Source organism: Allobosea rubneri (assembly GCF_032464875.1).
In the GTDB taxonomy this organism is placed as follows: Bacteria; Pseudomonadota; Alphaproteobacteria; order Rhizobiales; family Beijerinckiaceae; genus Allobosea; species Allobosea rubneri.
Genome location: NZ_JAWDID010000019.1, coordinates 43285 through 67070 on the forward strand (window position 1 = coordinate 43285; position 23786 = coordinate 67070).

The 23786-nt window shown below is 66.5% G+C and carries 25 protein-coding genes and 1 other annotated feature; of the genes, 14 read left to right on the top strand and 11 right to left on the bottom strand.

From position 1 onward, the window contains the following. Positions 1-76 precede the first annotated feature (76 nt). On the top strand, positions 77-1816 hold the full coding sequence (locus RKE40_RS14250; RefSeq protein WP_316018893.1) for an NAD+ synthase: 1740 nt from the start codon (positions 77-79) through the stop codon (positions 1814-1816). A gap of 71 nt (positions 1817-1887) precedes the next feature. Here RKE40_RS14250 and RKE40_RS14255 read toward each other — a convergent pair whose 3' ends face one another. Together RKE40_RS14255 and RKE40_RS14260 are read right to left on the bottom strand one after the other, a co-directional pair. Then, positions 1888-3366, bottom strand: a complete 1479-nt coding sequence (locus RKE40_RS14255) for a SulP family inorganic anion transporter (RefSeq protein WP_316018894.1) — start codon at positions 3364-3366, stop codon at positions 1888-1890. A 62-nt stretch (positions 3367-3428) separates the two neighbouring features. Next, positions 3429-3484: a sequence feature (sul1 is cis-regulatory element that is thought to sense ions involved in sulfur or methionine metabolism; They are found in Alphaproteobacteria), on the bottom strand. A 113-nt stretch (positions 3485-3597) separates the two neighbouring features. Next, positions 3598-4377: a hypothetical protein gene (locus tag RKE40_RS14260; RefSeq protein WP_316018895.1), complete on the bottom strand. Its 780-nt coding sequence runs from the start codon at positions 4375-4377 to the stop codon at positions 3598-3600. Positions 4378-4514: 137 nt separating this feature from the next. On the opposite strand from RKE40_RS14260, the gene gltX reads away from it, so the two are divergent. Beyond that, a complete protein-coding gene (gltX, locus tag RKE40_RS14265; RefSeq protein WP_316018896.1) occupies positions 4515-5855 on the top strand; it encodes a glutamate--tRNA ligase in 1341 nt (446 codons plus the stop codon). Between the two features lie 68 nt (positions 5856-5923). Then, positions 5924-6172, top strand: coding sequence for a hypothetical protein (locus RKE40_RS14270; RefSeq protein WP_316018897.1), 249 nt, complete (start codon positions 5924-5926; stop codon positions 6170-6172). Positions 6173-6203: 31 nt separating this feature from the next. Here RKE40_RS14270 and RKE40_RS14275 read toward each other — a convergent pair whose 3' ends face one another. The 3 genes from RKE40_RS14275 to RKE40_RS14285 form a co-directional block, all read right to left on the bottom strand. After that, positions 6204-6425: a hypothetical protein gene (locus RKE40_RS14275; protein ID WP_316018898.1), complete on the bottom strand. Its 222-nt coding sequence runs from the start codon at positions 6423-6425 to the stop codon at positions 6204-6206. Between the two features lie 50 nt (positions 6426-6475). Beyond that, a complete protein-coding gene (locus RKE40_RS14280; protein WP_316018899.1) occupies positions 6476-6682 on the bottom strand; it encodes a hypothetical protein in 207 nt (68 codons plus the stop codon). Between the two features lie 164 nt (positions 6683-6846). Further along, positions 6847-8169, bottom strand: coding sequence for an MFS transporter (locus RKE40_RS14285; RefSeq protein ID WP_316018900.1), 1323 nt, complete (start codon positions 8167-8169; stop codon positions 6847-6849). A 240-nt stretch (positions 8170-8409) separates the two neighbouring features. Here RKE40_RS14285 and RKE40_RS14290 point away from each other — a divergent pair, with 240 nt between their 5' ends. After that, on the top strand, positions 8410-9039 hold the full coding sequence (locus tag RKE40_RS14290; RefSeq protein WP_316018901.1) for an HAD hydrolase-like protein: 630 nt from the start codon (positions 8410-8412) through the stop codon (positions 9037-9039). On the opposite strand, the gene RKE40_RS14295 is transcribed toward RKE40_RS14290, so the two are convergent. After that, positions 9040-10230, bottom strand: coding sequence for a DUF2865 domain-containing protein (locus RKE40_RS14295; protein ID WP_316018902.1), 1191 nt, complete (start codon positions 10228-10230; stop codon positions 9040-9042). 319 nt (positions 10231-10549) lie between these two features. On the opposite strand from RKE40_RS14295, the gene RKE40_RS14300 reads away from it, so the two are divergent. After that, positions 10550-11500 carry a phosphoribosylaminoimidazolesuccinocarboxamide synthase gene (locus tag RKE40_RS14300; protein ID WP_316018903.1) on the top strand — a complete coding sequence of 317 codons (951 nt, stop codon included), beginning with the start codon at positions 10550-10552 and terminating at the stop codon, positions 11498-11500. Between the two features lie 57 nt (positions 11501-11557). Here RKE40_RS14300 and RKE40_RS14305 read toward each other — a convergent pair whose 3' ends face one another. Next, entirely contained in the window at positions 11558-12052 is a 495-nt protein-coding gene (locus RKE40_RS14305; RefSeq protein WP_316018904.1) for a MarR family winged helix-turn-helix transcriptional regulator, read from the bottom strand. Between the two features lie 167 nt (positions 12053-12219). Between RKE40_RS14305 and hmgA the strand changes: the two genes are divergently transcribed. Further along, on the top strand, positions 12220-13578 hold the full coding sequence (gene hmgA, locus RKE40_RS14310) for a homogentisate 1,2-dioxygenase (protein WP_316018905.1): 1359 nt from the start codon (positions 12220-12222) through the stop codon (positions 13576-13578). A gap of 176 nt (positions 13579-13754) precedes the next feature. On the opposite strand, the gene RKE40_RS14315 is transcribed toward hmgA, so the two are convergent. Next, positions 13755-14840, bottom strand: a complete 1086-nt coding sequence (locus RKE40_RS14315) for a TRAP transporter substrate-binding protein (protein WP_316018906.1) — start codon at positions 14838-14840, stop codon at positions 13755-13757. Positions 14841-14902: 62 nt separating this feature from the next. Between RKE40_RS14315 and RKE40_RS14320 the strand changes: the two genes are divergently transcribed. The 6 genes from RKE40_RS14320 to RKE40_RS14345 all read left to right on the top strand — a co-directional run bounded on the left by RKE40_RS14320 (position 14903) and on the right by RKE40_RS14345 (position 19894). Then, a complete protein-coding gene (locus tag RKE40_RS14320; protein ID WP_316018907.1) occupies positions 14903-15916 on the top strand; it encodes a fumarylacetoacetate hydrolase family protein in 1014 nt (337 codons plus the stop codon). 107 nt (positions 15917-16023) lie between these two features. After that, positions 16024-16983 carry an MBL fold metallo-hydrolase gene (locus RKE40_RS14325; protein WP_316018908.1) on the top strand — a complete coding sequence of 320 codons (960 nt, stop codon included), beginning with the start codon at positions 16024-16026 and terminating at the stop codon, positions 16981-16983. Positions 16984-16987: 4 nt separating this feature from the next. Further along, positions 16988-17542 (top strand): DinB family protein, encoded by a 555-nt coding sequence (locus tag RKE40_RS14330; protein ID WP_316018909.1) that lies wholly within the window; start codon positions 16988-16990, stop codon positions 17540-17542. Next, positions 17542-19122, top strand: coding sequence for an FAD-dependent oxidoreductase (locus RKE40_RS14335; protein ID WP_316018910.1), 1581 nt, complete (start codon positions 17542-17544; stop codon positions 19120-19122). Before RKE40_RS14330 ends, RKE40_RS14335 begins: the two co-directional genes overlap by 1 nt. After that, positions 19119-19322 (top strand): DUF2783 domain-containing protein, encoded by a 204-nt coding sequence (locus tag RKE40_RS14340; protein WP_316018911.1) that lies wholly within the window; start codon positions 19119-19121, stop codon positions 19320-19322. Before RKE40_RS14335 ends, RKE40_RS14340 begins: the two co-directional genes overlap by 4 nt. 38 nt (positions 19323-19360) lie before the next feature. After that, positions 19361-19894 (top strand): hypothetical protein, encoded by a 534-nt coding sequence (locus RKE40_RS14345; RefSeq protein ID WP_316018912.1) that lies wholly within the window; start codon positions 19361-19363, stop codon positions 19892-19894. Here the strand turns inward: RKE40_RS14345 and RKE40_RS14350 are convergent. After that, positions 19864-20439, bottom strand: a complete 576-nt coding sequence (locus RKE40_RS14350) for a GNAT family N-acetyltransferase (protein ID WP_316018913.1) — start codon at positions 20437-20439, stop codon at positions 19864-19866. The two genes, RKE40_RS14345 and RKE40_RS14350, sit on opposite strands and share 31 nt — an antisense overlap. A gap of 91 nt (positions 20440-20530) precedes the next feature. On the opposite strand from RKE40_RS14350, the gene RKE40_RS14355 reads away from it, so the two are divergent. Then, positions 20531-21049, top strand: coding sequence for a CreA family protein (locus tag RKE40_RS14355; RefSeq protein WP_316018914.1), 519 nt, complete (start codon positions 20531-20533; stop codon positions 21047-21049). A gap of 25 nt (positions 21050-21074) precedes the next feature. Here the strand turns inward: RKE40_RS14355 and RKE40_RS14360 are convergent, their stop codons facing one another. Then, positions 21075-21437, bottom strand: coding sequence for a hypothetical protein (locus tag RKE40_RS14360; RefSeq protein ID WP_316018915.1), 363 nt, complete (start codon positions 21435-21437; stop codon positions 21075-21077). Between the two features lie 88 nt (positions 21438-21525). Further along, on the bottom strand, positions 21526-21852 hold the full coding sequence (locus tag RKE40_RS14365; protein WP_316018916.1) for a hypothetical protein: 327 nt from the start codon (positions 21850-21852) through the stop codon (positions 21526-21528). A gap of 396 nt (positions 21853-22248) precedes the next feature. Here RKE40_RS14365 and cysS point away from each other — a divergent pair, with 396 nt between their 5' ends. Further along, complete coding sequence (cysS, locus tag RKE40_RS14370; RefSeq protein WP_316018917.1) at positions 22249-23718, top strand: cysteine--tRNA ligase; 1470 nt, start codon at positions 22249-22251, stop codon at positions 23716-23718. The last annotated feature ends 68 nt before the right edge of the window (positions 23719-23786 follow it).

Below are 23786 nucleotides of genomic sequence, written 5' to 3' on the forward strand. Positions count from 1 at the left end.
CAGGCAGCGCTCAAACGCAGACCCGCACGCACGTGCTGCCGTTGCCGCTCTATCGTCCGCAGGCTAAATCCGGGTCATGACCGCGACCTCCTTCCGCCTGGCCTTGGCCCAGCTCAACCCGACCGTCGGCGACGTCGCCGGCAATGCCGAGAAGGTCCGCGCCGCAAGGCGGGACGCGGCGGCGCTCGGGGCCGATCTGGTGATGTTCTCGGAACTCTTCCTGTCGGCCTATCCGCCGGAGGATCTGGTGCTGAAGCCGGCTTTCCAGGACGCCTGCCGCAAGGCCTGCGAGGAGCTGGCGCGCGAGACCGCCGATGGCGGCCCGGCCCTGCTCCTCGGCCTGCCCTGGCTCGAGGACGGCAAGCTCTACAACGCCTATGCGCTGCTCGACGGCGGCCTGATCCAGTCGGTCCGCTTCAAGGTCGACCTGCCGAACTACGGCGTCTTCGACGAGAAGCGGGTGTTCGAGCCCGGCCCGTTGCCGGGGCCGGTGGTCTTTCGCAACCATATCCGCCTGGGCATCCCGATCTGCGAGGACATCTGGAGCGACGAGGTCGTCGAGTGCATCGCCGAAACCGGCGGTGAGATCCTGCTGGTGCCGAACGGCTCGCCCTTCCGCCGCGGCGTCATCGAGGAGCGGCTCAACGTCGCTGTCGCCCGCGTCGTCGAGAGCGGCCTGCCGATGGTCTATCTCAATCAGCTCGGCGGCCAGGACGAACTCGTCTTCGAAGGCGCCTCCTTCGTTCTCAATGCCGACCGCAGCTTCGCCCATCAGTTGCCGGCCTTCCGCGAGGCGCTCGTCGTCACGAACTGGGAGCGGGGGGCTGAGGGCTGGCACTGCCTGCAAGGCGAGGTCGCCGCTGTGGAGAGCGGCGACGAGGCCGACTATTCGGCCTGCGTCCTCGGCTTGCGCGATTATGTCGAGAAGAACCGCTTCCCCGGTGTCGTGCTTGGCCTCTCCGGCGGTATCGATTCCGCGATCTGCGCGGCGATGGCGGTCGATGCACTCGGCGCGGAGCGCGTGCGCTGTGTGATGATGCCCTATCGCTTCACCTCGCAGGAGAGCCTCGACGACGCCAAGGCCTGCGCCGATGCGCTCGGCGTGCGTTATGAGATCGTGCCGATCGCCGAGCCGGTCGAGGGTTTCGAGAGTGCGCTGGCCGAACTCTTCGCCGGCACAAATCGCGGCATCACCGAGGAGAACCTGCAGAGCCGGGTGCGCGGCACGCTGCTGATGTCGATCTCGAACAAGTTCGGGCCGATGGTGGTGACGACCGGCAACAAGTCCGAGATGTCCTGCGGCTACGCCACGCTCTATGGCGACATGAACGGCGGCTACAACCCGATCAAGGATCTCTACAAGACCGAGGTCTTTCGCCTATCCGCGCTGCGCAACCGCTGGAAGCCGGTCGGAGCGCTTGGGCCGGATGGCGAGGTCATCCCGGAGAACATCATCGTCAAGCCGCCTTCGGCCGAACTGCGCGACAACCAGAAGGACCAGGATTCGCTGCCGCCCTATGAGGTGCTCGACGACATCCTCGCATGCCTGATCGAGCATGAGATGCGGCTGTCCGACATCGTCGCACGCGGCCACGATCTCGAGACGGTGAAGAAGGTCGAACGCCTGCTCTATCTCGCCGAGTACAAGCGGCGGCAGGCGGCCCCGGGCGTCAAGGTGACCCGCAAGAATTTCGGACGCGACCGCCGCTACCCGATCGTCAACGGCTTCCGCGACCCCGGCAACGGCGCGCACAAGCCCGATCCGACGCTGGTCAAGGGCGTCGGCAAGGCGGGCGGCGAGAGCTTCGATTTCTGATCCCTCCGGGGCAGCGGCAGCGCTGCGCCGTTACCCCGGAGACTGGCAGGATCGAACGAGGCTGTGCCGCCTCAATGAGCCGGGGCAGGCTTAGCGCCATCGCTCTTGTGGTGCTCGCCGAAGCGCTCGACCAGCGTGGCGCTGGCTTCGTTGAGGCCAATCACGGTGACCTCGGCGCCGGCGCCGCGGAACCGCAGCACAGCCTTGTCGAGCGCGCCGATCGCCGTGATGTCCCAGAAATGCGCCTGGCTGACGTCGATCGTTACGCGGCGGGGCGCGTCGTCGAAGGCGAAGCCGCGCAGGAAGCTCTCGCTCGAAGCGAAGAAGATCTGACCGCGGACCAGATAGGTCGACTCAGCCTCGTCGCCGCGTTTCTCGACCTGGACAAGCCGGGCGACCTTGCCGGCGAAGAACACGCCCGAGAGCAGCACGCCGACGATCACGCCCTTGGCGAGATCGTGCGTCGCCACCGTGGTGGCGACGGTCGCGAGCATGACGATGGAGGACGGAAGCGGATTGCGCCCGAGGTCGAGGATCGAGCGCCATGAGAAGGTGCCGATCGAGACCATGATCATCACCGCGACCAGCGCCGCCATCGGGATGATCCGGACGAGATCGTCGAGCACGAGGATCAGGAACAGCAGGAAGGCGCCGGCGACGAAGGTCGAGAGCCGGCCGCGCCCGCCCGAACGCACATTGATCACCGACTGGCCGATCATCGCGCAGCCGCCCATGCCACCGATCAGGGCGGAAGCGATGTTGCTCGCGCCCTGGCCGTAGCATTCGACGTTCTTGTTGCTCTGCGTCTGCGTCATGTCGTCGACGATTTGGGCGGTGAGGAGGGATTCCAGCAGGCCGACGGCCGCAAGAGCGAGCGAATAGGGGAAGATGATCCGCAGCGTCTCGAAGGTCAGCGGCACCTGTGGCAGCGCCAGCACCGGCAGCGTCGAGGGCAGTTCGCCGAGATCGCCGACGCGGCGCAGATCGAGTCCGCCCCACCACGCGACCAGCGTCAGCACCCCGATCGCGACCAGCGGCGAGGGGATCGCCTTGGTCAGATAGGGGAAGAGATAGATGATCGCGAGACCGGCAGCGACCATTACATAGGTCAGCGAGGGCACGCCGATCAGCTCGGGCAGCTGAGCCATGAAGATCAGGATCGCGAGGGCGTTGACGAAGCCCGTGATCACCGAGCGCGAGACGAAGTTCATCAGGCGTCCGAGCTTCAATGCACCAGCCGCGAGCTGCAGCACGCCCATTAGCACGGTCGCGGCGAACAGATATTGCAGCCCGTGCTCCTTGACGAGCGTCACCATCAGCACGGCTGTGGCGGCCGTTGCAGCGGAGATCATGCCCGGCCGGCCGCCGAGGAAGGCAGAGACGCAGGCGATGGCGAAGGAGGCATAGAGGCCGACCTTGGGGTCGACGCCGGCGATGACGGAAAAGCCGATCGCTTCGGGGATCAGTGCGAGCGCGACGACGATGCCGGACAGGACGTCGCCACGGACATTGGAAAACCATTGCCTGCGATAGGTGGAATGTTTGGACATGAGGAAAATCCGCAAGAGACGTCGATGCTCGCCGCAGGGCGAGCCGATCAGTCAGTCATTTGCGTGGTCCGGCGGATTGGCGGCCGGAAGAGCCACCCGGAGTTTCACCGGGTCCGATCGAATGGGCGCAAACTAGCGCGCCGCCGCATTGCGATGCAACAAAACTCGCCCCGCGGAGCCGGAATGGCGGCGTGTCGCTGCGCGCTTATCCACTCGGCCTGAAGGCGCCCGCTACAGCCAGAATCCGCCGATCTGGTTGGCTGCTGGGTTGGCGATGCAGGCGGTCATGCGGTCGAGCCAGATGCGCTGGTACTTGGCGTTCTGCCCGTGCTGGGTGTCGATGTCGTAGCGGCGCTGGATCAGCTTGACGCGGCGCTTGATGTGCAGGTCGACGAGACTGCTGAGCTGCGTTACCAGCCCGCCGATCGTCGGCGCGCGGGCGATGGTGAGCTGGTGCGCCAGCGCCCGGCAGACGACATAGCCGACATCGTAGTGGAACTGTTCGTGAGCCAGCAGGGGCGCGGTCAGCGTCACGCCGATCCTGACCTGCGCACTCGGCCATACCTCGATCTCGTTGGGCACGCCGAAGGCATAATCCGTCCCGATCATGCGGGCGCCCTTGTCGAAGATCTCGTATTCGAAGGCTGTGTAGGCGTCTTGAACCGTGCCGTCGGCCGGATCCATCACCACCGGTACCTGCAGGAAGTCGCCCGGCTTGAGCTTCACGGGCAGGCGCATGGCGCTGACCACGACACTTGCCGGAGCCGGATTGCTGGCCATGTGCAGGAAGGTCTTGCCGCCCGGATCGACCCGCGAATCCGGGTTCGCGATCTTGAGGAAGACCTGCTGGTAGCGCCTGATACCGCCGCGGGTCAGCGGTCCACAGTCTCCGTCGACCTCGAGCAGCTCGATGCCGAGCGCCACCGCATGCGGATTGATCATCGCCTGGACCAGACGCGTATCGGGAACCGTGTTCTTGCCGCCGAGCCCGACCGAAGCCGTGATGCTCATCCTCGCCTCCTCGCGCAGACAGCCCGTCACCCTCCGTTTCTAACCTTGCGTCAATCTGGGCGCCTGTCGACGGCTCCGACAGCACGAAACGGCGATGCCCTTGCTCTTGCGCGCGTCCCGCGCGACAAGCGCCGGCCATGACCGCACCCTTCGTCCGCACCGCGCCGTCGCCGACCGGCTATCTCCACATCGGCAACGCCCGCTCGATCATGTTCAACTGGCTCTTCGCCATGCGGCATGGCGGGCGTTTCCTGCTGCGCTACGACGATACCGACAAGGCGCGCTCGAAGCCCGAATTCGCGGCGGCGATTCCCGAGGACCTCGCCTGGCTCGGCGTCGGGCCCGATGCCAGCATCAAGCAGTCGGAACGGCTCGCCCTCTATGACGAGGCGGCAGCGCGCCTGCGTGCCGCCGGGCGGCTCTACCCCTGCTATGAGAGTGCCGACGAGCTCGATCGCCGCCGCAAGCGCCAGCTCGCGCGCGGATTGCCCCCTATCTATGACCGCGCCGCGCTGAAGCTGACGGCGGCCGAGCGGGCGGCGCTGGAGGCCGAAGGCCGCAAGCCGCATTGGCGCTTCCTGCTCGATTGGGAGGAGATCGGCTGGAACGATCTGGTGCGCGGCCCCTCGCATGTCGACTGCGCCTCGCTCTCCGACCCCGTCCTGGTTCGCGAGGACGGCACCTATCCCTACACGCTGCCTTCGGTGGTCGACGATGTCGACATGGGCATCACCCATGTCATCCGCGGCGAGGACCACGTCACCAACACGGCGGTGCAGATCCAGATCATCCAGGCGCTCGGCGGCGCGCTGCCGACCTTCGGCCATCACAATCTCTTGACCACGGCGAGCGGCGAGGGGCTTTCGAAACGCCTTGGCCATCTCTCGCTCAGGGGCTTGCGCGAGGCCGGCGTCGAGCCGCTCGCGGTTGCGGCGCTGGCGGTGCTGACCGGCACCTCCGATGCGGTGCGCCCGGTCGCCAGCCTCGAAGAACTCGCCGGGTTGGTCGAGCTCGCCCATGTCTCGCGCGCCCCGGCGAAGTTCGACGAGCATGAGCTCGAAGCGCTTTCGGCGAGGACGCTGCATCATTTCGGGTTCGCAGCAGTCGCCGATCGTCTGGCGGCGCTCGGCATTCCCGCGACTGAGCCGTTCTGGCTGGCGGTGCGCGGCAACCTCGCGCGGTTGAGCGATGCCGCTCAGTGGTGGCGGGTCGTCGAAGGGCCGATCACGCCAGGGATCGCCGACCCCGCCTTCGCGGCAGCTGCCGGGGCGCTGTTGCCGGAAGAACCCTTCGATCAGACGACCTGGAAGAGCTGGACGCAGGCGGTCGCCGCAGCGACAGGGGCCAAGGGCAAGGCGCTGTTCATGCCGCTGCGCCAGGCGCTGACCGGGCTCGACCACGGCCCCGAGCTCGCGGCCCTGCTGCCGCTGATCGGACGCGAGAAGGCGCTGAAGCGGCTGGCGGGCGAGGCGGCCTGAGCGCGGGATTGCTTGCGGAGATTGATGAACAGCCGAAATTGAATCAGTGCTGACCAAAGGAATTTGGCATGTGCAATTCGGTCATCTTTGAGGGGGTCGAGTATAATACTCCCCGTAACTTGGCTGTCCTGCTCGGGGGCGAAGAAAAGCTGATCTGGCAAGCCCGCAACCCGTTCCAGCCGTGGCCCGATGGCAAAGAATGGAAGGACTTGGATTTGTGCCTCTGCCCTATCGATCTAGCTGAAACGCTTGAGAACGCTGGATTGAGCTACATCCGGGGCGACGATCCTATGGAATGGTTCGCTTCGCGGCGCTGATGATGTCCGGTTCCGACCCGTTGCGGACATATCACTCGCTCTTGCCAAGAGCGGCTTCGCAAGCGGCAATGGCGTCCTTAATCTCGTCGTTGATCCAATCGGTTCGCCCCTGTCCTGACCAGTTGCGCAGCCCGTTCAGCAGCACGGGGCTGGCAATCGCATGCGCTGCCTGAAACGTGCCATAGCCGACTTCATCACCTTCAAGCTCGCGCTCGACAAGTGGGAGAGCCAGAGCCGCATCACGCTCTGCCAAGCCTAGGAGTGCCTCAGCTCGAACACTCGCATTCTCGTCCCGCGTCGCCGCTAGAAGAGCTTCCCGAACTTCAGCGGTATCGATGTCCTGCCCCGCAATAAGAGCGTGGCCCAATCGCGATTCGACGTATCCTGATCGTTCATAAAGGCAACGAGTAGCTGTAGGTTTTCTTGCCCGAACTCGCTTCCGGCGAGCGGAATCTCGCCGTTGGCGACCCTGCGGAGAAAGTCCGAGGCGGGCTCGTAAAACTTGTCCATGGGCTCGGATCGTGAGCGAAGGTGCTTAAGGACCGCTTGCCAGCCCAATGCTGACGCCGCTTCGGTCTTCGCCGGTCGTTCGGCCATCACGTCCGCATCGGCGATAAGTGCTGCTACGTCGCGGCCCTCCGGCCATTCATGCGCAGGACAATACGTGCGTCCCCTCAATCATGACGGTGCATCGCCGACTCATGCTTGGTGTCCCGCATCGTGGCGTAGACCAGGAGCGAGATGAAGATCATACCGGCGAGGTAGTAGTAGAACCATTGCTCATGGCCCTGCTGCTTGAAGAACAAGGCGATCGCGGGGGCCGTGCCGCCGAAGATCGAGACGGTCACGGCATAGGGCAGGGCGACGCCGGTCGCCCTGATCGAGGTCGGGAACAGTTCCGCCTTCACCACCGCATTGATCGAGGTGTAGCCGGCGACGAAGACCCAGGCCCCGGCGATCAGCAGGAAGGCGGTCCAGGGCGATTTGGTATGCGAGAGCGTCGTCAGGATCGGCACGGTCAGCAGCGCGCCGGCAAGGCCGAAGAAGATCAGCAGCGGCTTGCGGCCGATCCGGTCGGAGATCCAGCCATAGATCGGCTGCAGGATCAGCGCGAAGATCAGCGATCCCGCGATCACATAGGTGGTGGTGATGTCGGAGAGGCCGACCGTCTGCTTCACGAAGGTCTGCATATAGGTGGTGAAGGTGTAGAAGGCGGCGGTGCCGCCGGCCGTGAGGCCGACCACGATCGCGACCTCGCGCGGGTAGCGCAGGAGCCCGCGCAACGAGCTTTCCTTCTTCGGCCCGGCCTTCTTGGCTTCGACGAAGGCCTCGGTCTCGTGCATGTGCCGGCGCATGAACATCGCGGTGATCGCGAGCAGGGCGCCGATCACGAAGGGGATGCGCCAGCCCCATTCCACCAGCTGCTCATGCGTCAGGAAGACGTTCTGCAGGAGCAGCAGCACCAGGATCGCGGTGAGCTGGCCGCCGATCAGCGTGACGTATTGGAAGCTCGAATAGAAGCCGCGGTGGTCGGGATGGGCGATCTCGGTGAGATAGGTGGCGCTCGCCCCGTACTCCCCGCCGAGGCTGAGGCCTTCGATCACCCGCGCCAGCGCCAGCATCACCGGCGCGGCGAAGCCGATGCTGGCATAGGTCGGCGTCACCGCGATGATCAGCGAGCCGAAGCACATCATCACGACCGAGAGCGTCAGCGAGAGCCGGCGGCCATAGCGGTCGGCCAGATGCCCGAAAAGCCAGCCACCGAGCGGGCGCACGATGAAGCCGGCGGCGAAGAGCGTGGCGGCATTGAGCTGCTGCACCACGGGATCGCTGGAGGGGAAGAAATGTGGCGCGAAGTACAGCGCGAAGGCGGTGTAGGCGTAGAAATCGTACCATTCGACGAGATTGCCGACGGAGCCGATGAAGATCGCCTTGAGGCGCCTGCCGGTGTCCGCGAGATCCATGCCGCCATCAGCGGTGATTGCCGGTTCCGACATGGCCTTGCTCCGCGCTCAGTCCAGTCCGAGCGAGCGGATCGCTCAGGCGTGGAACATAAACGCGCAAGCTCGCCAGACGTTCCGCCCGCGCGATGAAGATTGTGCAGGACAGATCTGCCCTCGCAGCATGTCGCGGACGAGGCTTTCGGCCCGTCGCATTGACGCCTGCATGACCTTGCGGCAAAGCACCCAGCCCCAATGACCGGGGCCAGTTGACGAGCTCCAAGACCGATCACCGCGATGCCCGCCTTCTCCCTTGCGATCTTCGACTATGACGGGACGCTGGCCGACAGCTTTCCGTGGTTCTGCTCGGTGCTCAACCAGACGGCGCGCCAGTTCGGCTTTCGCGAGGTCGCGGAAGGCGAGGCCGAGGAGCTTCGCGCGCTTGAGTCGCGCGAGATCATGGCGCGCCTGGGCGTGCCCTTATGGAAGCTGCCGGCGATCGCGATGCATATGCGCAGGCTGAGCGCCGAGGCCGGCGATGCGGTCAGGCTCTTTCCCGGCGCCGAGAGCATGCTGGCGCGCCTGGTTGCAAGCGATGTTACGGTCGCGATCGTCAGCTCCAATGGCGAGGACGCGATACGCCGCACGCTGGGGCAGGCTGCCGGCCATGTCAGCCATTTCAGCTGTGGCGCCTCGCTCTGGGGCAAGAGCGCCAAGTTCAAGGCGGTGATCGGCCGGGCAGGGGCTTCGAGGGAACGGACCATCGCCATCGGCGACGAGATCCGCGACATCGAGGCGGCAAGGCGCGCCGGCATTGCGGCCGGCGCGGTGACCTTCGGCTACAACAGCGCCGCCTCGCTCCGGGCGCGCGGGCCTGACCTGATCTTCGACGCCTATGGCGAGCTGCTGGCGAAGCTCACGGCCTGATCAGGGCCGGGCGGTCGCGCCGACGCCGAGATTGGGGGCGAGATTTGGCGCGACGATCCGCACCGTGCGGCGCTCGCCGGTGACGCTCTTGCTCTCGCGCTTCACGCCGTCGCCCTGCTGCAGCGTCTTCTCGCTGTCGATCCTCTGCGGCCCGACGCCGGCGGATTCGGTGCTCGCGGTCGGCACATTGGCGTCGGCTGTCGGCTCGTCGCCGGGGGCGGCCTGGAGCACGGTGGGGGCCGGCGCTGCGGGGGCGGGCTTGGCCTCCGGCGCGTTGGCGGCGCCCTTCTTGCCGCGGGCCGGTGCCTCCGGCTTCGGACGCGACATCTCCAGCGAACGCTGCTCGGTGACGATGATGTCGCCCTTGCGCTGCTCGATCAGGTTCTCGGCATTCTGCAGGGCCTGGGCCCAGCTCTGGCCCGGCGCCCGGCAGGTGCAGGCGGCATCGAAGCTGCGGGTATATTTCAGCGCGTTCGGCAGCGACGCATAGGGCGTGCCGGTGCTGCGCGAGACCGCGTTCTGGACATCGCCGCCATTGCTCATGCCGAAGGCGAGAGTCTCGGTGCCCGGGCAGAGCGCCTGGCACATCTCGTCCTGGCTCTCGCGGCCGCCCGGGCTGTTGGAGAGCGGGAAGAAGAAGCCGTCGCAGGTGCGCACGCAGACGCTGTAGGGGCCGCCCTGGCGCGGCTGGCTCTCGCCGGGCTCGAGCGGCTCCGGGTCGAGCTCGGGCAGGGTCGAATCGATCTCGCCGCGGCGGGGCTCGATGCCGAAGATGGTCTCGAAGAAGCCGCGGCGCTGCTCGCGGCAGTTATTGTCGATCAGGGCGGCGAGCTGGGCCCGGCGCTGCTCGATGCCGCCGCCCGCCTGCCGCTGCAAGGCGCCGTACTGGGCCTCGAGCTGGCTGAGCTGCGCCCGGATGCCGCCGCATTGCGGCGGCGCCTGCTCGCCGAAGAACAGGAAGCCGCCCCGGTCGCAGCCCATCGAACGATATTGTCCGGAGAGCCGGGCGATCTGCCCCGCGACGCGCTGCGCTGCCTGCGCGGCGCGGGGATCGCCGCCCCGCTGCCCCTGCAGGCTCGCCAGTTCCGCGCGCCAGTTGTTGCAGGCGGGCGATTGCGCGACGGCTGCACCGGTCAGCGCGGCGAGCGCCAGTGCCGGGGCGAGGAGACGTCGGAGCGTAGCGAAGATCATCGGAGGACGCGTCTGAACCCTTGTTAGCCATCGGACGCCGCAGCCGGCGGCGCGCATTCGCTGAGCACATGTCACAAAGGCGACGGAACTATGGAGCCTTAGCCACGCAGATTCGCATCTGTATGCCAGACAAGGGCCGAGATGGCACATTTGCGGGATGCCGACAATCGTCCGTCCTGCCGGTTCTCCTTGAGGCGCGGCTCAATGCAACGCTCCGCCGGACGCAAGGGCATGGTGGTGTCCGAGCGGCCATGTGATTAGAAGCGAAGGCAGCGCGGACCAGAAGACCCGCCCATTCCTCGATCAGGCGAAGCGAACCATGCCCCTCCATCAAGCGCTCGACGAGGCGTTCATCCCGGAACTGCCGAACTACTATCGCGGCAAGGTCCGCGAGAACTACGACCTGCCGGACGGGCGCCGCATCCTGATCTCGACCGACCGGCTCAGCGCCTTCGACCGCGCCATCGCCACGATCCCGCTGAAGGGCCAGGTGCTGACGCAGGTCGCGCGCTTCTGGTTCGAGAACACCGCCGACATCTGCCCCAACCATGTGCTCGAATACCCCGATCCCAATGTCGTGGTCGGCAAGCGGCTGGATATCCTGCCGGTCGAGGTGATCGTGCGCGGCTATCTCGCCGGCACCACCGGCACCTCGGTGCTGACGCTCTACAAGGAGGGCAGGCGCGAGATCTACGGCATGCGCTTTCCCGACGGCATGCGCGACAATGAGAAGCTGCCCGAAGCGATCATCACCCCGACCAGCAAGGCTTTCGACGGTGGCCATGACGAGCCGCTCTCGGCGCAGGAGATCGTCGACAGCGGCCTTCTTACCAGGAAGCAATGGGACACGGTCGCGGGCCATGCGCTGGCGCTGTTCGCCCGGGGACAGAAGCTCGCGGCCGAGCGCGGCCTGATCCTGGCCGACACCAAATACGAGTTCGGCACCGACAAGGACGGCGACATCCTGCTCGCCGATGAAATCCACACGCCGGATTCCAGCCGCTACTGGTTCGCCGGCAGCTATCCGGAGCGCTTCGCCGCCGGCGGGAAGCCCGAGAGCTTCGACAAGGACTTCGTCCGTAACTGGGTGGTGGCGCGCTGCGATCCCTATAAGGAGGAATTGCCGCCGATCCCGGATGAGCTGATCGCGCAGACGACCGCCGTCTATGTGAAGGCCTTCGAGACGATCACGGGGACGACCTTCGTCCCGCCGCCCGCCGATGAGGCGCCGCTGGCGCGGATCAGGCGGAACCTCGCCGGGTATTTCTAAACAAGAGTACTTCTGACCGGCTCGCCGCGGCTCTCCCGCGGCACCTTTCAGCGACGATCAGGCGCCGTCCTCGCGATAAGTGCCTGCCAGAAGCCGTCCGCGCTCGGTCAGCACGGCGAGTACGCGCTCGAAGGTCCGCAGTTCGTCGGGTGCGATGCCCTCGGTCCAGCGTTGCTCGAAGGCGAGCGCCAGCGGCACGATCTGGGCGTAGATCCGCGCCCCGGCGGCAGTGAGCGAGACGAAGGATTCACGCCGGTCGGCCCGGTTCTCGCTGCGCGCGACGAGGCCGCGCTGGTCGAGCCCGGAGACGGCGCGCGAGACCTTGGTCTTGTGCATCTGCGAGAGCTCGCCGATGTCGCGCGAGGTCATTTTGCCGAATTCGCCGAGCTGGGCGATCACCCGCCATTCCGGGATGCCGATGCCGAACTGCTCGCCATAGATCCGCGCCAGCGCCCGACTCGCGAACACCGCCGCCACATTGATGCGGTAGGGAACGAACTGCTCGAGGTGCAGGGCGCGCTCGCCGTCTGCCGTGGTCGGTTTGGTTGACATTAGTTTCACTTGCAACTAATCAGCGGGGACGGGCAGCGGGCGCGGAGCGGATGGAAGCCGGTTTTCGCAGAAGCCGTGCGCCATTTCCACATCCCCTGCCGAAACGCCATCACCGCCGGACCGGTGCCGTTGCAAAAGGCGCCGACGGCTCGAGGGAGGATGCAGTCATGAACGTCCAGACGACGTCGCTCTCGGCGATCAGCCAGCAGGTTCAGAACGGCCTGCGCTACATGTCGGGCTTCGGCAATTCCTTCGAGACCGAAAGCCTGCCGGGCGCGCTGCCGATCGGCCGCAACTCGCCGCAGAAGGCGGCCTACGGGCTCTATGCCGAGCAGCTCTCCGGCTCGCCCTTCACCGCCCCGCGCTCGACCAATGAGCGCTCCTGGCTTTACCGCATCCGCCCGAGCGTCAAGCATGGCGGCCGCTGGACGCTTCTCGACAAGGGGCTGATCCGCACCGCCCCATGCCGCGACGAGACCAAGCCCTCGCTCGGACCGCTGCGCTGGAGCCCGATCCCGGTTCCGCAGGAGAAGCTGACCTTCCTCACCGGCCTGCGGACGCTGACCACGGCCGGCGACGGCGATGCCCAGGCCGGCATGGCCGCGCACATGGTCTTCGTCACCGCCTCGATGGAGCGCGAATACCTGTTCTGTGCCGATGGCGAGCTCCTGGTCGTCGCGCAGGAGGGCAAGCTTCGCTTCTTCACCGAGTTCGGCATCATCGAGATCGAGCCCGGCGAGATCTGCGTCATCCCGCGCGGCGTCGTCTTCCGCTGCGAACTGATCGACGGGCCGGCCCGCGCCTATGTCTGCGAGAACTATGGCGGCGGCTTCACCTTGCCGGATCGCGGGCCGATCGGCGCCAACTGCCTCGCCAACCCCCGCGATTTCCTGACCCCCGTCGCGGCCTATGAGGATATCGAGGAGCCCTCAACCCTCTACGCCAAATGGGGCGGCGAGATCTTCTCGACGCCGATCGGCCAGTCGCCGCTCGACGTCGTCGCCTGGCACGGCAATTACGCGCCCTACAAATACGATCTGCGGCACTATTCGCCGGTCGGCGCGATCTCCTTCGACCATCCCGACCCGTCGATCTTCACCGTGCTGACGGCGCCCTCCGAGACGCCCGGCACCGCCAATATCGACTTCGTGATCTTCCCCGAGCGCTGGATGGTCGCCGAGAACACCTTCCGTCCGCCCTGGTACCACCGCAACATCATGTCGGAGTTCATGGGGCTGATCTACGGCGTCTACGACGCCAAGCCCGAGGGCTTCACGCCGGGCGGCTTCAGCCTGCACAACATGATGCTGCCGCACGGCCCGGACACCCAGGCCTTCGAGCATGCGAGCACGGTCGAGCTGAAGCCGGTGAAGCTCACCGGCACCATGGCCTTCATGTTCGAGACACGCTTCGCCCAGCGCGTCACCGGCTACGCCGCCGGCCTGCCGCAGTTGCAGGAGAACTATGCCGATTGCTGGAGCGGGCTGAAGAAGCGCTTCGACCCGAACAAGCCCGAGGCGTGGTGAGCTTCGCCGTCATTCCGAGATTTCGGGTCGCGAAGGGCCCTAAATTCTTGGCAGTGCCTTTTCCGTCATGGTCGGGCTTGTCCCGACCATCCACGCCTTCCTTCGCCGAAGACGGTGTTCAAGACGTGCATGCTCGCCACGAGGGCGAGCATGAGGAGTTGGAGAAGCGTTGCGCCTCAGCGCGATTTCAGCCGGTTCATGAACGCGTCGTAGGAGAGTTCCGCGACCTGCCACCAGAGCAGGTTCTCGCCGCGGAAGGCGACCATCGAGTCATAGCCCTTCTTGAACAGCTCGCTCTTGGCCGAGGTCTCGGCATAGTACTCCTCGGCCGCCTTGAGCGAGGCTTCCATGATCGGCTGGGGGAAGGCGCGCAGCTGCGCACCCTGGCCGACCAGCCGGCGCAGGCCGCCCGGGTTCACGGCGTCGTACTTCGCCAGCATCCAGTTATTGGCCGCCTCGCAGGCATGGTAGACCATGGCCTGGTAGTGCTTGGGCAGCTTGTTCCACTGCTCCTGGTTGATGACGAGATGCAGCATGGCGCCGCCCTCCCACCAGCCGGGATAGTAGTAATAGGGCGCGACCTTCACGAAGCCGAGCTTCTCGTCGTCATAGGGGCCGACGAACTCGGCGGCGTCGATCGTGCCGCGCTCCAGCGCCGGATAGACGTCGCCGGGGGCGATCTGCGTCGGCACCACGCCGAGCTTGGCGAGGACCGCGCCTCCCATGCCGCCGATGCGGAACTTCAGGCCCTTGAGGTCGTCGACCGTCTTCAGCTCCTTGCGGAAGAAGCCGCCCATCTGGCAGCCGGAATTGCCGCAGGGGATCGAGTAGGCGTTGAACTTGGCCAGGGCCTCGTTGATGATCTGCTCGCCGCCGCCAAAGTACCACCAGCTATGCTGCTGGCGGGCGTTCAGGCCGAAGGGGATGCCGGTGCCGAGGCCGAAGGCCGGCTCCTTGCCGATGTAGAAATAGGTCGGGGTATGGGCGCATTCGACGGTGCCGGAGCTGACCGCGTCGAGCGCCTGCAGGCCGGGAACGATCTCGCCGGCCGAGAAGGTCTGGACCTGGAACCGGCCGTCCGTGGCGTCCGACATGAACTTCGCGAACTGCTGGGCCGTGCCGTAGATCGTGTCGAGCTGCTTGGGGAAGCTCGAGGTCAGCCGCCATTTCACTTCAGGCATCGACTGGGCGATGGCCGGCATCGCGATCGAGGTCGCGGCGGCAGCGAGCGCACCAGTTTTCAAAAACGTGCGGCGTTCCATATGGTCTCCTCCCGAAAGCTCGTTGCGCCCTTCATGGCGTGTCCGGGGAGGAATGAAAAGAGATGAAGCTTGCATCGCTCACGCATGGCCGCGACGGCCGTCTCGTCGTCGTCTCGAACGACCTGACCCGTGCCACGGATGCCTTCCCGGTCGTGGCCACGCTGCAGGGGGCGCTGGATGATTGGGAGCGCTGCGCGCCGCGCCTTTCCGACCTCTCCGAAGGGCTGGAGCACGGCTCGGTGCCGTCCTTCCGCTTCCACGAGCACGACTGCGCCTCGCCGCTGCCGCGTGCCTATCAATGGGTCGACGGCTCGGCCTATGTGAACCATGTCGATCTCGTCCGGAAGGCGCGGGGTGCCGAGATGCCCGCGAGCTTCTGGACCGACCCGTTAATGTACCAGGGCGGCTCCGATTCGTTCCTCGGCCCGCGCCAGCCGATTCGGATCGCGAGCGAGGACTACGGCATCGACCTCGAGGCCGAGATCGCGGTCATCACCGGCGACGTGCCGATGGGCGTGAGCCCAGACGAGGCGCGCGCGCTGATCCGTCTCGTCATGCTCGTCAACGATGTCAGCTTGCGCAACCTGATCCCCGCAGAGCTGGCAAAGGGCTTCGGCTTCCTGCAGTCCAAGCCGTCCTCGGCCTTTTCGCCGGTGGCGGTGACACCGGGGGAGCTGGGCTCGGCCTGGAAGGACGGCAAGCTGCATCTGCCATTGCTTGCCCAGATCAACGGCAAGCCCTTCGGCAAGCCGGAGGCCGGCATCGACATGACCTTCGATTTCGGCGTGCTGATCGCCCATGCGGCCAAGACCCGCCCGCTCGTTGCCGGCACCATCGTCGGTTCGGGCACCGTCTCCAACCGCGATGCCGATGGTGGCCCGGGCCGGCGGGTCGGCGAAGGCGGCCTCGGCTACGCCTGCATCGCCGAGCAGCGCATGGTCGAGACCATCCGCGACGGCGCGGCCAAGACGCCCTTCCTGCGCTTCGGTGACAGCGTCCGCATCGAGATGAAGGACGCCGCCGGCCATTCGATCTTCGGTGCGATCGACCAGGAGATCATGCCCTATGTGCGGTGAACGCCGCAGCGTCATCCTGGAGCAGCCGCTTGGCGGCTTGTCCGGGATGACGAGGTAGCTCCCGGCGAACGCAATACGCACCAGTACAAGCCTGAAAGGTTCTGACGATGTCTGACGGTCCCGCTTTCGCCTCCACCGCCGATCTCGGCGAGAAGACCGTCTCCTTCGACGAGATCGGCAAGGGGGTCTACGCCTATACCGCCGAGGGCGACCCCAATAGCGGCATCGTCGTCGGCGACGACAGCGTGCTCGTCTTCGATGCGCAGGCGACGCCGACCATGGCGGAGCGCGTCATCGCCAAGGTGCGCGAGGTCACCGATAAGCCGGTCAGCCATGTCGTGCTCTCGCATTACCATGCGGTCCGCGTGCTCGGCGCGCCGGCCTATGGCGCCCGCGAGATCGTCTGTTCGGACGCGGCACGGGCGATGATCGTCGAGCGCGGCGAGGAGGACAAGGCGAGCGAGATCGGCCGCTTCCCGCGCCTGTTCCAGGGTGCCGACTCGATCCGCCCGGGCCTGACCTGGCCGACCACGACCTTCTCACACAACGCCTCGATCTGGCTGGGCAGCCGCGAGGTCCGGCTGATGAAGCTCGGCCGCGGTCACACTGCCGGCGACATCGTCGCCTGGATGCCCGACACCAATGTGATCTTCGCCGGCGACCTCGTCGAATACGGCGCGACGCCCTATTGCGGCGATGCGCATTTCACCGATTGGCCGGCGACGCTCGATGCTCTGGCGAGCTTCGCGCCCGCCGCCATGGTGCCGGGCCGCGGCGCCGCCCTGACCAACAGGGCGATGGTGGCGGACGGCATCAAGGGTACCCGTGCCTTCCTCTCCGATCTCTTCGAGGCCGTGCGGGGCCATGTCGCCGCCGGCCGCTCATTGCGCGAGACCTTCGAGCGCGTGCACGAGGCCCTGAAGCCGGCCTATGGCGACTGGGTGATCTTCGAGCACTGCCTGCCCTTCAACGTCACCCGCGCCTATGACGAGGCTGGCGGCCTCGACCATCCGCGCATCTGGACGGATGAGCGCGACCGCCAGATGTGGCTGGATTTGCGGGGGTAGGACGGTGTCGCTCGCTCTGCATTTCCGCAAGGCGGCCCGCAACAACGCCTGGTCGAACGACCGCCTGTTGCGCGCCTGCGCGGAATTGAGCGACGGCGAATTCCTGGCGCGACGGACGAGCTTCTTCCCGTCGCTCCACGAGACCCTGAACCACAACCTCGCGGTCGATCTCTACTATCTCGACATGCTGGAGGAGGGCGGGGTCGGGCTCGCGATCTTCGACGGCATCCGGCCACTGGCCGCGCCGGAGCTGCGCACGACGCAACTCGCCTCCGACCGGCGGCTGATCGCCTTTTGCGATGCCCAGGACGAAGCGCTCCTCTCGCGCCTCGTCCCAACGGACCGCGGCGAGGACGGCATGGTGCCGGAGCGGGTCGACGACCTGCTCGGCCACCTCTTCCAGCACCAGATCCACCATCGTGGCCAGGCGCACGCCATGCTGGCCGGCACCCGCATCGCCCCGCCGCAGCTCGACGAGTACTTCCTCGCCTTCGATGCCGGCCGGCGCGCGGCCGATCTCACGGCGCTCGGGCTGGAAGGGCCGGAGGCCCTGCATTGATGCAGCCCTTCCGCCAGTTCGCCTATCGCCGGAGCTTGGACCAGGATGCTGCCGACCCAGTGCGGCACCCGGTGGTCATCGTCGGGGCAGGTCCGGTCGGGCTGACGCTGGCGCTCGACCTCGCGCGCCGCGCCCTCCCTGTGGTGCTGATCGACGATGCCGACCGGATCGGCGAGGGCTCACGCGCAATCTGCTTCGCCAAGCGCACGCTGGAGATATTCGACAGGCTCGGCCTCGCAGAGGCGATGGTCGAGAAAGGGGTCACCTGGCAGAAGGGCAAGGTCTTCCGTGGGGATGCCGGGCTCTACGAGTTCGATCTTCTGCCCGAGGGCGGCCACAAACAGCCCGCCTTCATCAACCTCCAGCAATTCTACGTCGAAGCGGCGCTGGTCGAGGCCGTGCTCGCCGAGCCGCTGGTCGATCTGCGTTGGAGCAATCGCCTGGCCGGCCTCGTCAACCGCGAGGACGGAGCCGCGCTCACCATCGCGACGCCGGACGGGAACTATTCGTTGCACGCCGACTGGCTGGTCGCCTGCGACGGCGCGCGCTCGCCGAGCCGCGACATGCTCGGCCTGGAATTTCGCGGCGAGGCTTTCGAGGATCGCTTCCTGATCGCCGATGTGAAAATGCAGGCGCCGTTCCCGACCGAGCGCTGGTTCTGGTTCGATCCGCCTTTCCATTCCGGCCAGTCGGCCCTGCTGCACAAGCAGCCGGACGATGTTTGGCGCATCGACCTGCAGCTCAGCCCCGATGCCGATCCCGAGCATGAGAAGCGCCCGGAGATCGTCCGCCCCCGGATCGAGCGCATGCTCGGCCATGCCGATTTTGCCCTCGAATGGGTCTCGGTCTATCGCTTCCAGTGCCGCAGGCTCGACAAGTTCCTGCACGGCCGCGTGATCTTCGCCGGAGACGCTGCCCATCAGGTCTCGCCTTTCGGCGCGCGGGGCGCCAATTCCGGCATCCAGGACGTCGACAATCTCGGCTGGAAGCTGGCGCTGGTCCTGCAGGGCAAGAGCCCGGCCGCGCTGCTCGAAAGCTATGACAGCGAGCGTGGCTTGGCCGCCGACGAGAACATCCTGAACTCGACGCGCGCGACCGATTTCATCGCGCCGCGCTCGCCTGGCGAGCGCCTGCTGCGCGCTGCCGCCCTGTCGCTGGCACCGCTTGCTCCCTTTGCCCAGCGCTTCGTCAATTCCGGCCGGCTCTCCTTGCCGAGCGCCTATGCGGCTTCGCCGCTTTCGACGGCCGATGCCGGCTGGGAAGGCGGCCTGCCGCCGGGCGCTCCGTTTCTCGACGCGCCGCTGCCGGCCAAGGCAGGCGTCACGGCCTGGCTGAGTGAAGTACTGAGGCAGGGAAGGCCCGTGGTGATCGGCGAGGGGGCTTCGCGACTCGCCCCGTCGGGAACGGTCGCCGTCGAGCCGACTGCCGACGGCGACGACATCCTCAGGCGGCGCTATGGGTTGGCGCCGGGCGATGCCGTCGTCCTGCGGCCGGATGGCCATGTTGCGGCCCGGTTCCGTCAGGCGAGCCCGGCCGACATCGTCATGGCCATCGACAGGCTGGAGGGCCGCGCATCATGACCGAGCCCTCCCTTCTTGCGCGCGAAGCCCGCTTTGCCGACCCTGATGCCGCCTATCGCCTGCTGGCCGAGGCGCACCGCGATCTCGACGAGCGCGAGAGCGCGGCGCTGAATGCGCGGCTGGTGCTGATCCTGGCCAACCAGATCGGCGATCTCGCAGTGCTGCGCGAGGCCGTGGCGCTGGCGCGGCAAGCACGATAACGTCGGCGCGGACCACGGATTCCGGAGCCTGCCGCCAGATGGACGATCTCGCGCCCTTCTACCCGACGCTGATCCCGCTCGCCTTCTTCTTCTGGGGGCCGGCGCTGGTGATGCTGCTGTTCTGGCTGGTCGGGCTCTGGGCTCGCAAGCTTGGCGTGGCCCGCGCCCTGGAGAGCGACTGGGACGGCTTCACCAAGGACGACGTCGAAAAGCTCTTCGCAGCCTATGGCGAGCGGCTTCGCGCCGCCTATCGCCACAAGCTGCTGCCGGCCGACGCGGCGGTCGCGCTGACCTACACCATCGTCGGTGGCTTCATCATCGCCGGGGTGTCGATGCGCGGCTATCCCTGGTGGGTCGCGGCCCTTTGCGGCGGCGGCTGGCTCTTCGGCGGGCTCTGCGACATCGCCGAGAACCTCGCCGTGGCCCGCCTGCTCGATCGCTATCCGAAGGTCGAGGAGGGCACGGTCGCCTTCGCCAGCGGCTTCACGCGCATCAAGCTCGTGCTGTTCGCGCTCGGTGTCGTCGGCGCGATCGCTGCCGCCTACCTGGCGTTCAGGCCGCTGGCCGCCTGAGCCCGCGCCAGCCAGCACACCCGCGACTGGCGCAAGCCCAGCGCCGGCACTGGCGGGTCGCCGATCAATGCGTCCGGGCGCGTGGCCTCCCGCTCGAAGCCGAGCTTCTCGGCGAGCCGCAGCGAGGCGACGTTCTGCGGATGCGTGACAACGGCGACCTCCGGTAGCGCCAACGCCTCGAAGCCGTGATGCAGCAGGCGCGAGACTGCTTCGAAGCCGAGGCCCTTGCCCCAGTACCGGGTCGCGAAGCGGTAGCTGACCTGAACCCGGTCCGGCAATTCGCCATCCGGGATCAGTCCGACATAGCCAACGAAGTCCTCGGCCCCGTCCTGTGTGAAGAGCGACCAGTAGCCGAGCCCACGAGCGACATGGCTGAAGCTGCGCGCCGCGATGCCTTCCCTGCCCATGGCCGGATCGCCGATCGGGGCGATGTGGCGCATCACCTCAGGATCGGCGTTGAGCGCCGCGATCAGGTCGAGATCGGCGATCGTGCGCGGACGCAGGGCGAGGCGCGCGGTCTGGAATTCGGGCAAGGTCGTCGTCATGTCTCGGCTCTGTCCGGCCGCTCTGGTGCACCGGGCCGCGGCATCCCATATCCTGCCGGGCGTCATACGGAAAAGCGTCGGGAGAAGTTGAATGCGGTTTCGTCGTCATATCCTGGCCGTGCTGGCTGCCTGCGCCTTCGGCGGCGCTGCGCTTGCCCCGGCACAGGCCCAGGAGGATCTGATCTTCCGCAAGTCGACGGTCTGGAAGATGATGACCCCGGATGACAAGCTCGCCGTCTACGGCGTCGACGATCCCGTGGTCGAGGGCGTCGCCTGCCACTACACCGTGCCCGAGAAGGGCGGTGTCTCCGGCATGTTCGGCGTCGCCGAGGAGGTCTCCGACGTCTCGCTCTCCTGCCGCCAGATCGGCCCGATCAAGTTCAAGGAAAAGTTCTCGCAGGGCGATGTCGTCTTTCGCGAGCGCCGTTCGCTGATCTGGAAGAAGATGCAGATCGTTCGCGGCTGCGACGTCAAGCGCAACGTGCTGATCTACATGGTCTATACCGACAAGCTGATCGACGGCTCGCCGCAGAACTCGACCTCGAGCGTGCCGATCATGCCCTGGGGCGGCATGGGCGAAGTCGCGAAATGCGCCGAATGGGTGCGCTGAGGCCGGTGCGGTTGAACAGCGACCTCTAGCGCGGCGTGTAGGTGCCCACATAGTTGCAGTTGGCGCCGTGGAAGGTCGTGCATTCGCCGCTCTCGGACACCTTGAGGTTGCGGCCCTTGCGGCGGATTTCCAGCCGGCAGATGTCGCCGTCCCATTCGGCTTCGGCGATGAGGCGGTCGCCCTGGATGCGACCGCGGGCCGAGATCACGCCGACGCAGCTTCTGCTGCCGATCTCAGCATCGACCTTGAGCATGCCGGCGCCGGTCGGGCGGATCGTCATGCTGCCGCCCAGTGTACGATAGCGACCTTCGAAGGCCTGGGCCGGCAGGAGGCTCGCGAGGATAAGGCCGGCGACGAGTGCTGGATGGGTCAATGCTGGACGAGGCATGGGCCTACGCTCCCTGCTACGGCCGGGTCGATCCGCGGCCGCTCAGGCTAGCGCTTGGCTCGCTCTGGGGAAATCTCGCCCGGAGGGGTCAGTGTCCGCAGGTGATGACGAGCGGACGCTCGGCCTCGCTCGAGGCCGCGACCTTGACGGTGCCAGTGAAATCCTCGGCCGTGGCGACACCATAGGACTTGGCGATGCGGTGGCCTTGCGCCTCGCACCAGGCATTGGCGACGATCTGGCCGCATTCGGCCTTGCTGGCGAGGCAATCGGCGACGCCGTAGCCGTCGCTGGCCGGGATCAGATAGGTGCGCTCGGGCTTGGGGGCGGCGACGGTGCCGGTGGTGGGCACCACGGCAAGCGAGAGCCCGGCTCCGATGATCCCGAACAAACCGACCAGAGCCACTGCGCGGCGCATGATATTTTCCCTGAGCTTCGACGAGCTCTGAACCTTCGACATCACAGCTTGGTTCCGAATGCTTAAAATACGGTGAAATGCGGCAAGCTTTGTTGCGGCGCACAAGGCGAGAGTGGTTGTGGCGGGATTGCGGCAGCCAGAGGCGGAATCGCTGGACAAGGCGACCACTGCCGCATGTCGGTCGCCGAGCGTTGCAGCGCTGCCACTTGACGTAAGCGCACGCCGCAGGCATTCACGAGGACGATGACGCGAGCCCTCGCCATTATCTGCATTATTTGCCGCTAGCTTTCGCTGGCCGGCTGCTCACGTCCTCGTCCCAACGAAAAGACAGACAGCGCCCCGGCCAGCGGCCAGGATACGCCGTTTTTGTCGCCTTTTCGTCAGGACACCGCTTCGATGCAGCCGAAACTCAGGCTCTACAACACGCTGACACGGACCAAGGAGGCTTTCGCCCCGGTCGATCCGAACAATGTCCGCATGTATGTCTGCGGCCCGACGGTCTATGACTACGCCCATATCGGCAATGCCCGGCCGGTCATCGTCTTCGACGTGCTCTACCGGCTGCTGCGGCACGTCTATGGCGAAGCCCATGTCCGCTATGCCCGCAACCTCACCGACGTCGACGACAAGATCAATGCGCGAGCCGCGCGCGACTATCCTGATCTTTCGCTGAACCAGGCGATCGCCAAGGTGACCGAGACGACGACGGCGCAGTTTCACGCCGATGTCGACGCGCTCGGCAATCTGCGGCCCGACGACGAGCCGCGCGCAACCGGCCATATCGACGAGATGAAGGCGATCATCGAGCGGCTGATCGCCCGCGGCGTCGCCTATGTCGCCGAGGAGCATGTGCTCTTCCACGTTCCCGCCGTCGCCGGCATGAAGCAGGCGCCGCGCTATGGGTCGCTCGCCCGCCGCTCGCTCGACGAGATGATCTCCGGCGCCCGCGTCGACGTTGCGCCCTACAAGCGCGACCCGATGGATTTCGTGCTCTGGAAGCCGAGCCGCGAGGGCATCGATCCCGGCTGGCCGTCGCCGGCCGGCATCGCGACGCCCGGCCGACCCGGCTGGCATATCGAATGCTCGGCCATGTCGATGAAAGCGCTTCTGGAGCCTTTCGGCGGAGGGCTCGCTTGCGATGATCCCGCCAAGAACGTCTTCGACATCCATGGCGGCGGCATCGATCTCGTCTTCCCGCATCATGAGAACGAGCTGACGCAGTCCTGCTGCGCCTTCGGCGGCGAGGGCGGCGCACCGTTGATGGCCAATATATGGATGCACAACGGCTTCCTGCAGGTCGAAGGCGAGAAGATGTCGAAGTCGCTCGGCAACTTCGTCACGATCAACGAACTGCTCGCGACGGAGAGCTTCGGCGGCCGCAAATGGCCGGGCGAAGTGCTCAGGCTCGCCATGCTGCGCACCCACTACCGCCAGCCGATCGACTGGACGGTGAAGGCGCTGGAGGAAGCGGAGAGGACGCTGCTCGACTGGTCCGCGGCAGCTGGCGACAGCACGGCCGGGAAGGTCCCGGCTGCCGTGCTCGATGCCCTGTCGGACGATCTCAACACCTCGCAGGTGCTCGCCGAGCTGCACGCGCTGCGCAAGGCCGGTGACGTCGCCGGGCTGAAGGCGAGCCTCGATCTGCTCGGCATCGCGCTACCGCAGGTTGCGACGACGCAGATCGATCCTGCCTTGCGCGCGAACGTTGAGGCCTTGATTGCTGCCCGCCTTGAGGCCCGGCGCGCCAAGAACTTCGCCGAATCCGACCGCATCCGCGACCAGCTCGCCGCCATGGGCATCGCGCTCAAGGACGGCAAGGATCCGGCGACCGGCGCGGCGATCACGACCTGGGAAGTGAAGCGATGAACCGCGACCGCACCTCCCGGGTCGACGACAACCAAGAAGGAAGAAGCGCATGAACCCGCCCCGTATTC

Coding starts and splice junctions, on each gene's coding strand:
- RKE40_RS14250 (WP_316018893.1), top strand. CDS start 77: ATGACCGCGACCTCCTTCCGCCTGGCCTTGGCCCAGCTCAACCCGACC.
- RKE40_RS14255 (WP_316018894.1), bottom strand. CDS start 3,366: ATGTCCAAACATTCCACCTATCGCAGGCAATGGTTTTCCAATGTCCGT.
- RKE40_RS14260 (WP_316018895.1), bottom strand. CDS start 4,377: ATGAGCATCACGGCTTCGGTCGGGCTCGGCGGCAAGAACACGGTTCCC.
- gltX (WP_316018896.1), top strand. CDS start 4,515: ATGACCGCACCCTTCGTCCGCACCGCGCCGTCGCCGACCGGCTATCTC.
- RKE40_RS14270 (WP_316018897.1), top strand. CDS start 5,924: ATGTGCAATTCGGTCATCTTTGAGGGGGTCGAGTATAATACTCCCCGT.
- RKE40_RS14280 (WP_316018899.1), bottom strand. CDS start 6,682: ATGGACAAGTTTTACGAGCCCGCCTCGGACTTTCTCCGCAGGGTCGCC.
- RKE40_RS14285 (WP_316018900.1), bottom strand. CDS start 8,169: ATGTCGGAACCGGCAATCACCGCTGATGGCGGCATGGATCTCGCGGAC.
- RKE40_RS14290 (WP_316018901.1), top strand. CDS start 8,410: ATGCCCGCCTTCTCCCTTGCGATCTTCGACTATGACGGGACGCTGGCC.
- RKE40_RS14295 (WP_316018902.1), bottom strand. CDS start 10,230: ATGATCTTCGCTACGCTCCGACGTCTCCTCGCCCCGGCACTGGCGCTC.
- RKE40_RS14300 (WP_316018903.1), top strand. CDS start 10,550: ATGCCCCTCCATCAAGCGCTCGACGAGGCGTTCATCCCGGAACTGCCG.
- RKE40_RS14305 (WP_316018904.1), bottom strand. CDS start 12,052: ATGTCAACCAAACCGACCACGGCAGACGGCGAGCGCGCCCTGCACCTC.
- hmgA (WP_316018905.1), top strand. CDS start 12,220: ATGAACGTCCAGACGACGTCGCTCTCGGCGATCAGCCAGCAGGTTCAG.
- RKE40_RS14315 (WP_316018906.1), bottom strand. CDS start 14,840: ATGGAACGCCGCACGTTTTTGAAAACTGGTGCGCTCGCTGCCGCCGCG.
- RKE40_RS14320 (WP_316018907.1), top strand. CDS start 14,903: ATGAAGCTTGCATCGCTCACGCATGGCCGCGACGGCCGTCTCGTCGTC.
- RKE40_RS14325 (WP_316018908.1), top strand. CDS start 16,024: ATGTCTGACGGTCCCGCTTTCGCCTCCACCGCCGATCTCGGCGAGAAG.
- RKE40_RS14335 (WP_316018910.1), top strand. CDS start 17,542: ATGCAGCCCTTCCGCCAGTTCGCCTATCGCCGGAGCTTGGACCAGGAT.
- RKE40_RS14340 (WP_316018911.1), top strand. CDS start 19,119: ATGACCGAGCCCTCCCTTCTTGCGCGCGAAGCCCGCTTTGCCGACCCT.
- RKE40_RS14345 (WP_316018912.1), top strand. CDS start 19,361: ATGGACGATCTCGCGCCCTTCTACCCGACGCTGATCCCGCTCGCCTTC.
- RKE40_RS14350 (WP_316018913.1), bottom strand. CDS start 20,439: ATGACGACGACCTTGCCCGAATTCCAGACCGCGCGCCTCGCCCTGCGT.
- RKE40_RS14355 (WP_316018914.1), top strand. CDS start 20,531: ATGCGGTTTCGTCGTCATATCCTGGCCGTGCTGGCTGCCTGCGCCTTC.
- RKE40_RS14360 (WP_316018915.1), bottom strand. CDS start 21,437: ATGCCTCGTCCAGCATTGACCCATCCAGCACTCGTCGCCGGCCTTATC.
- RKE40_RS14365 (WP_316018916.1), bottom strand. CDS start 21,852: ATGCGCCGCGCAGTGGCTCTGGTCGGTTTGTTCGGGATCATCGGAGCC.
- cysS (WP_316018917.1), top strand. CDS start 22,249: ATGCAGCCGAAACTCAGGCTCTACAACACGCTGACACGGACCAAGGAG.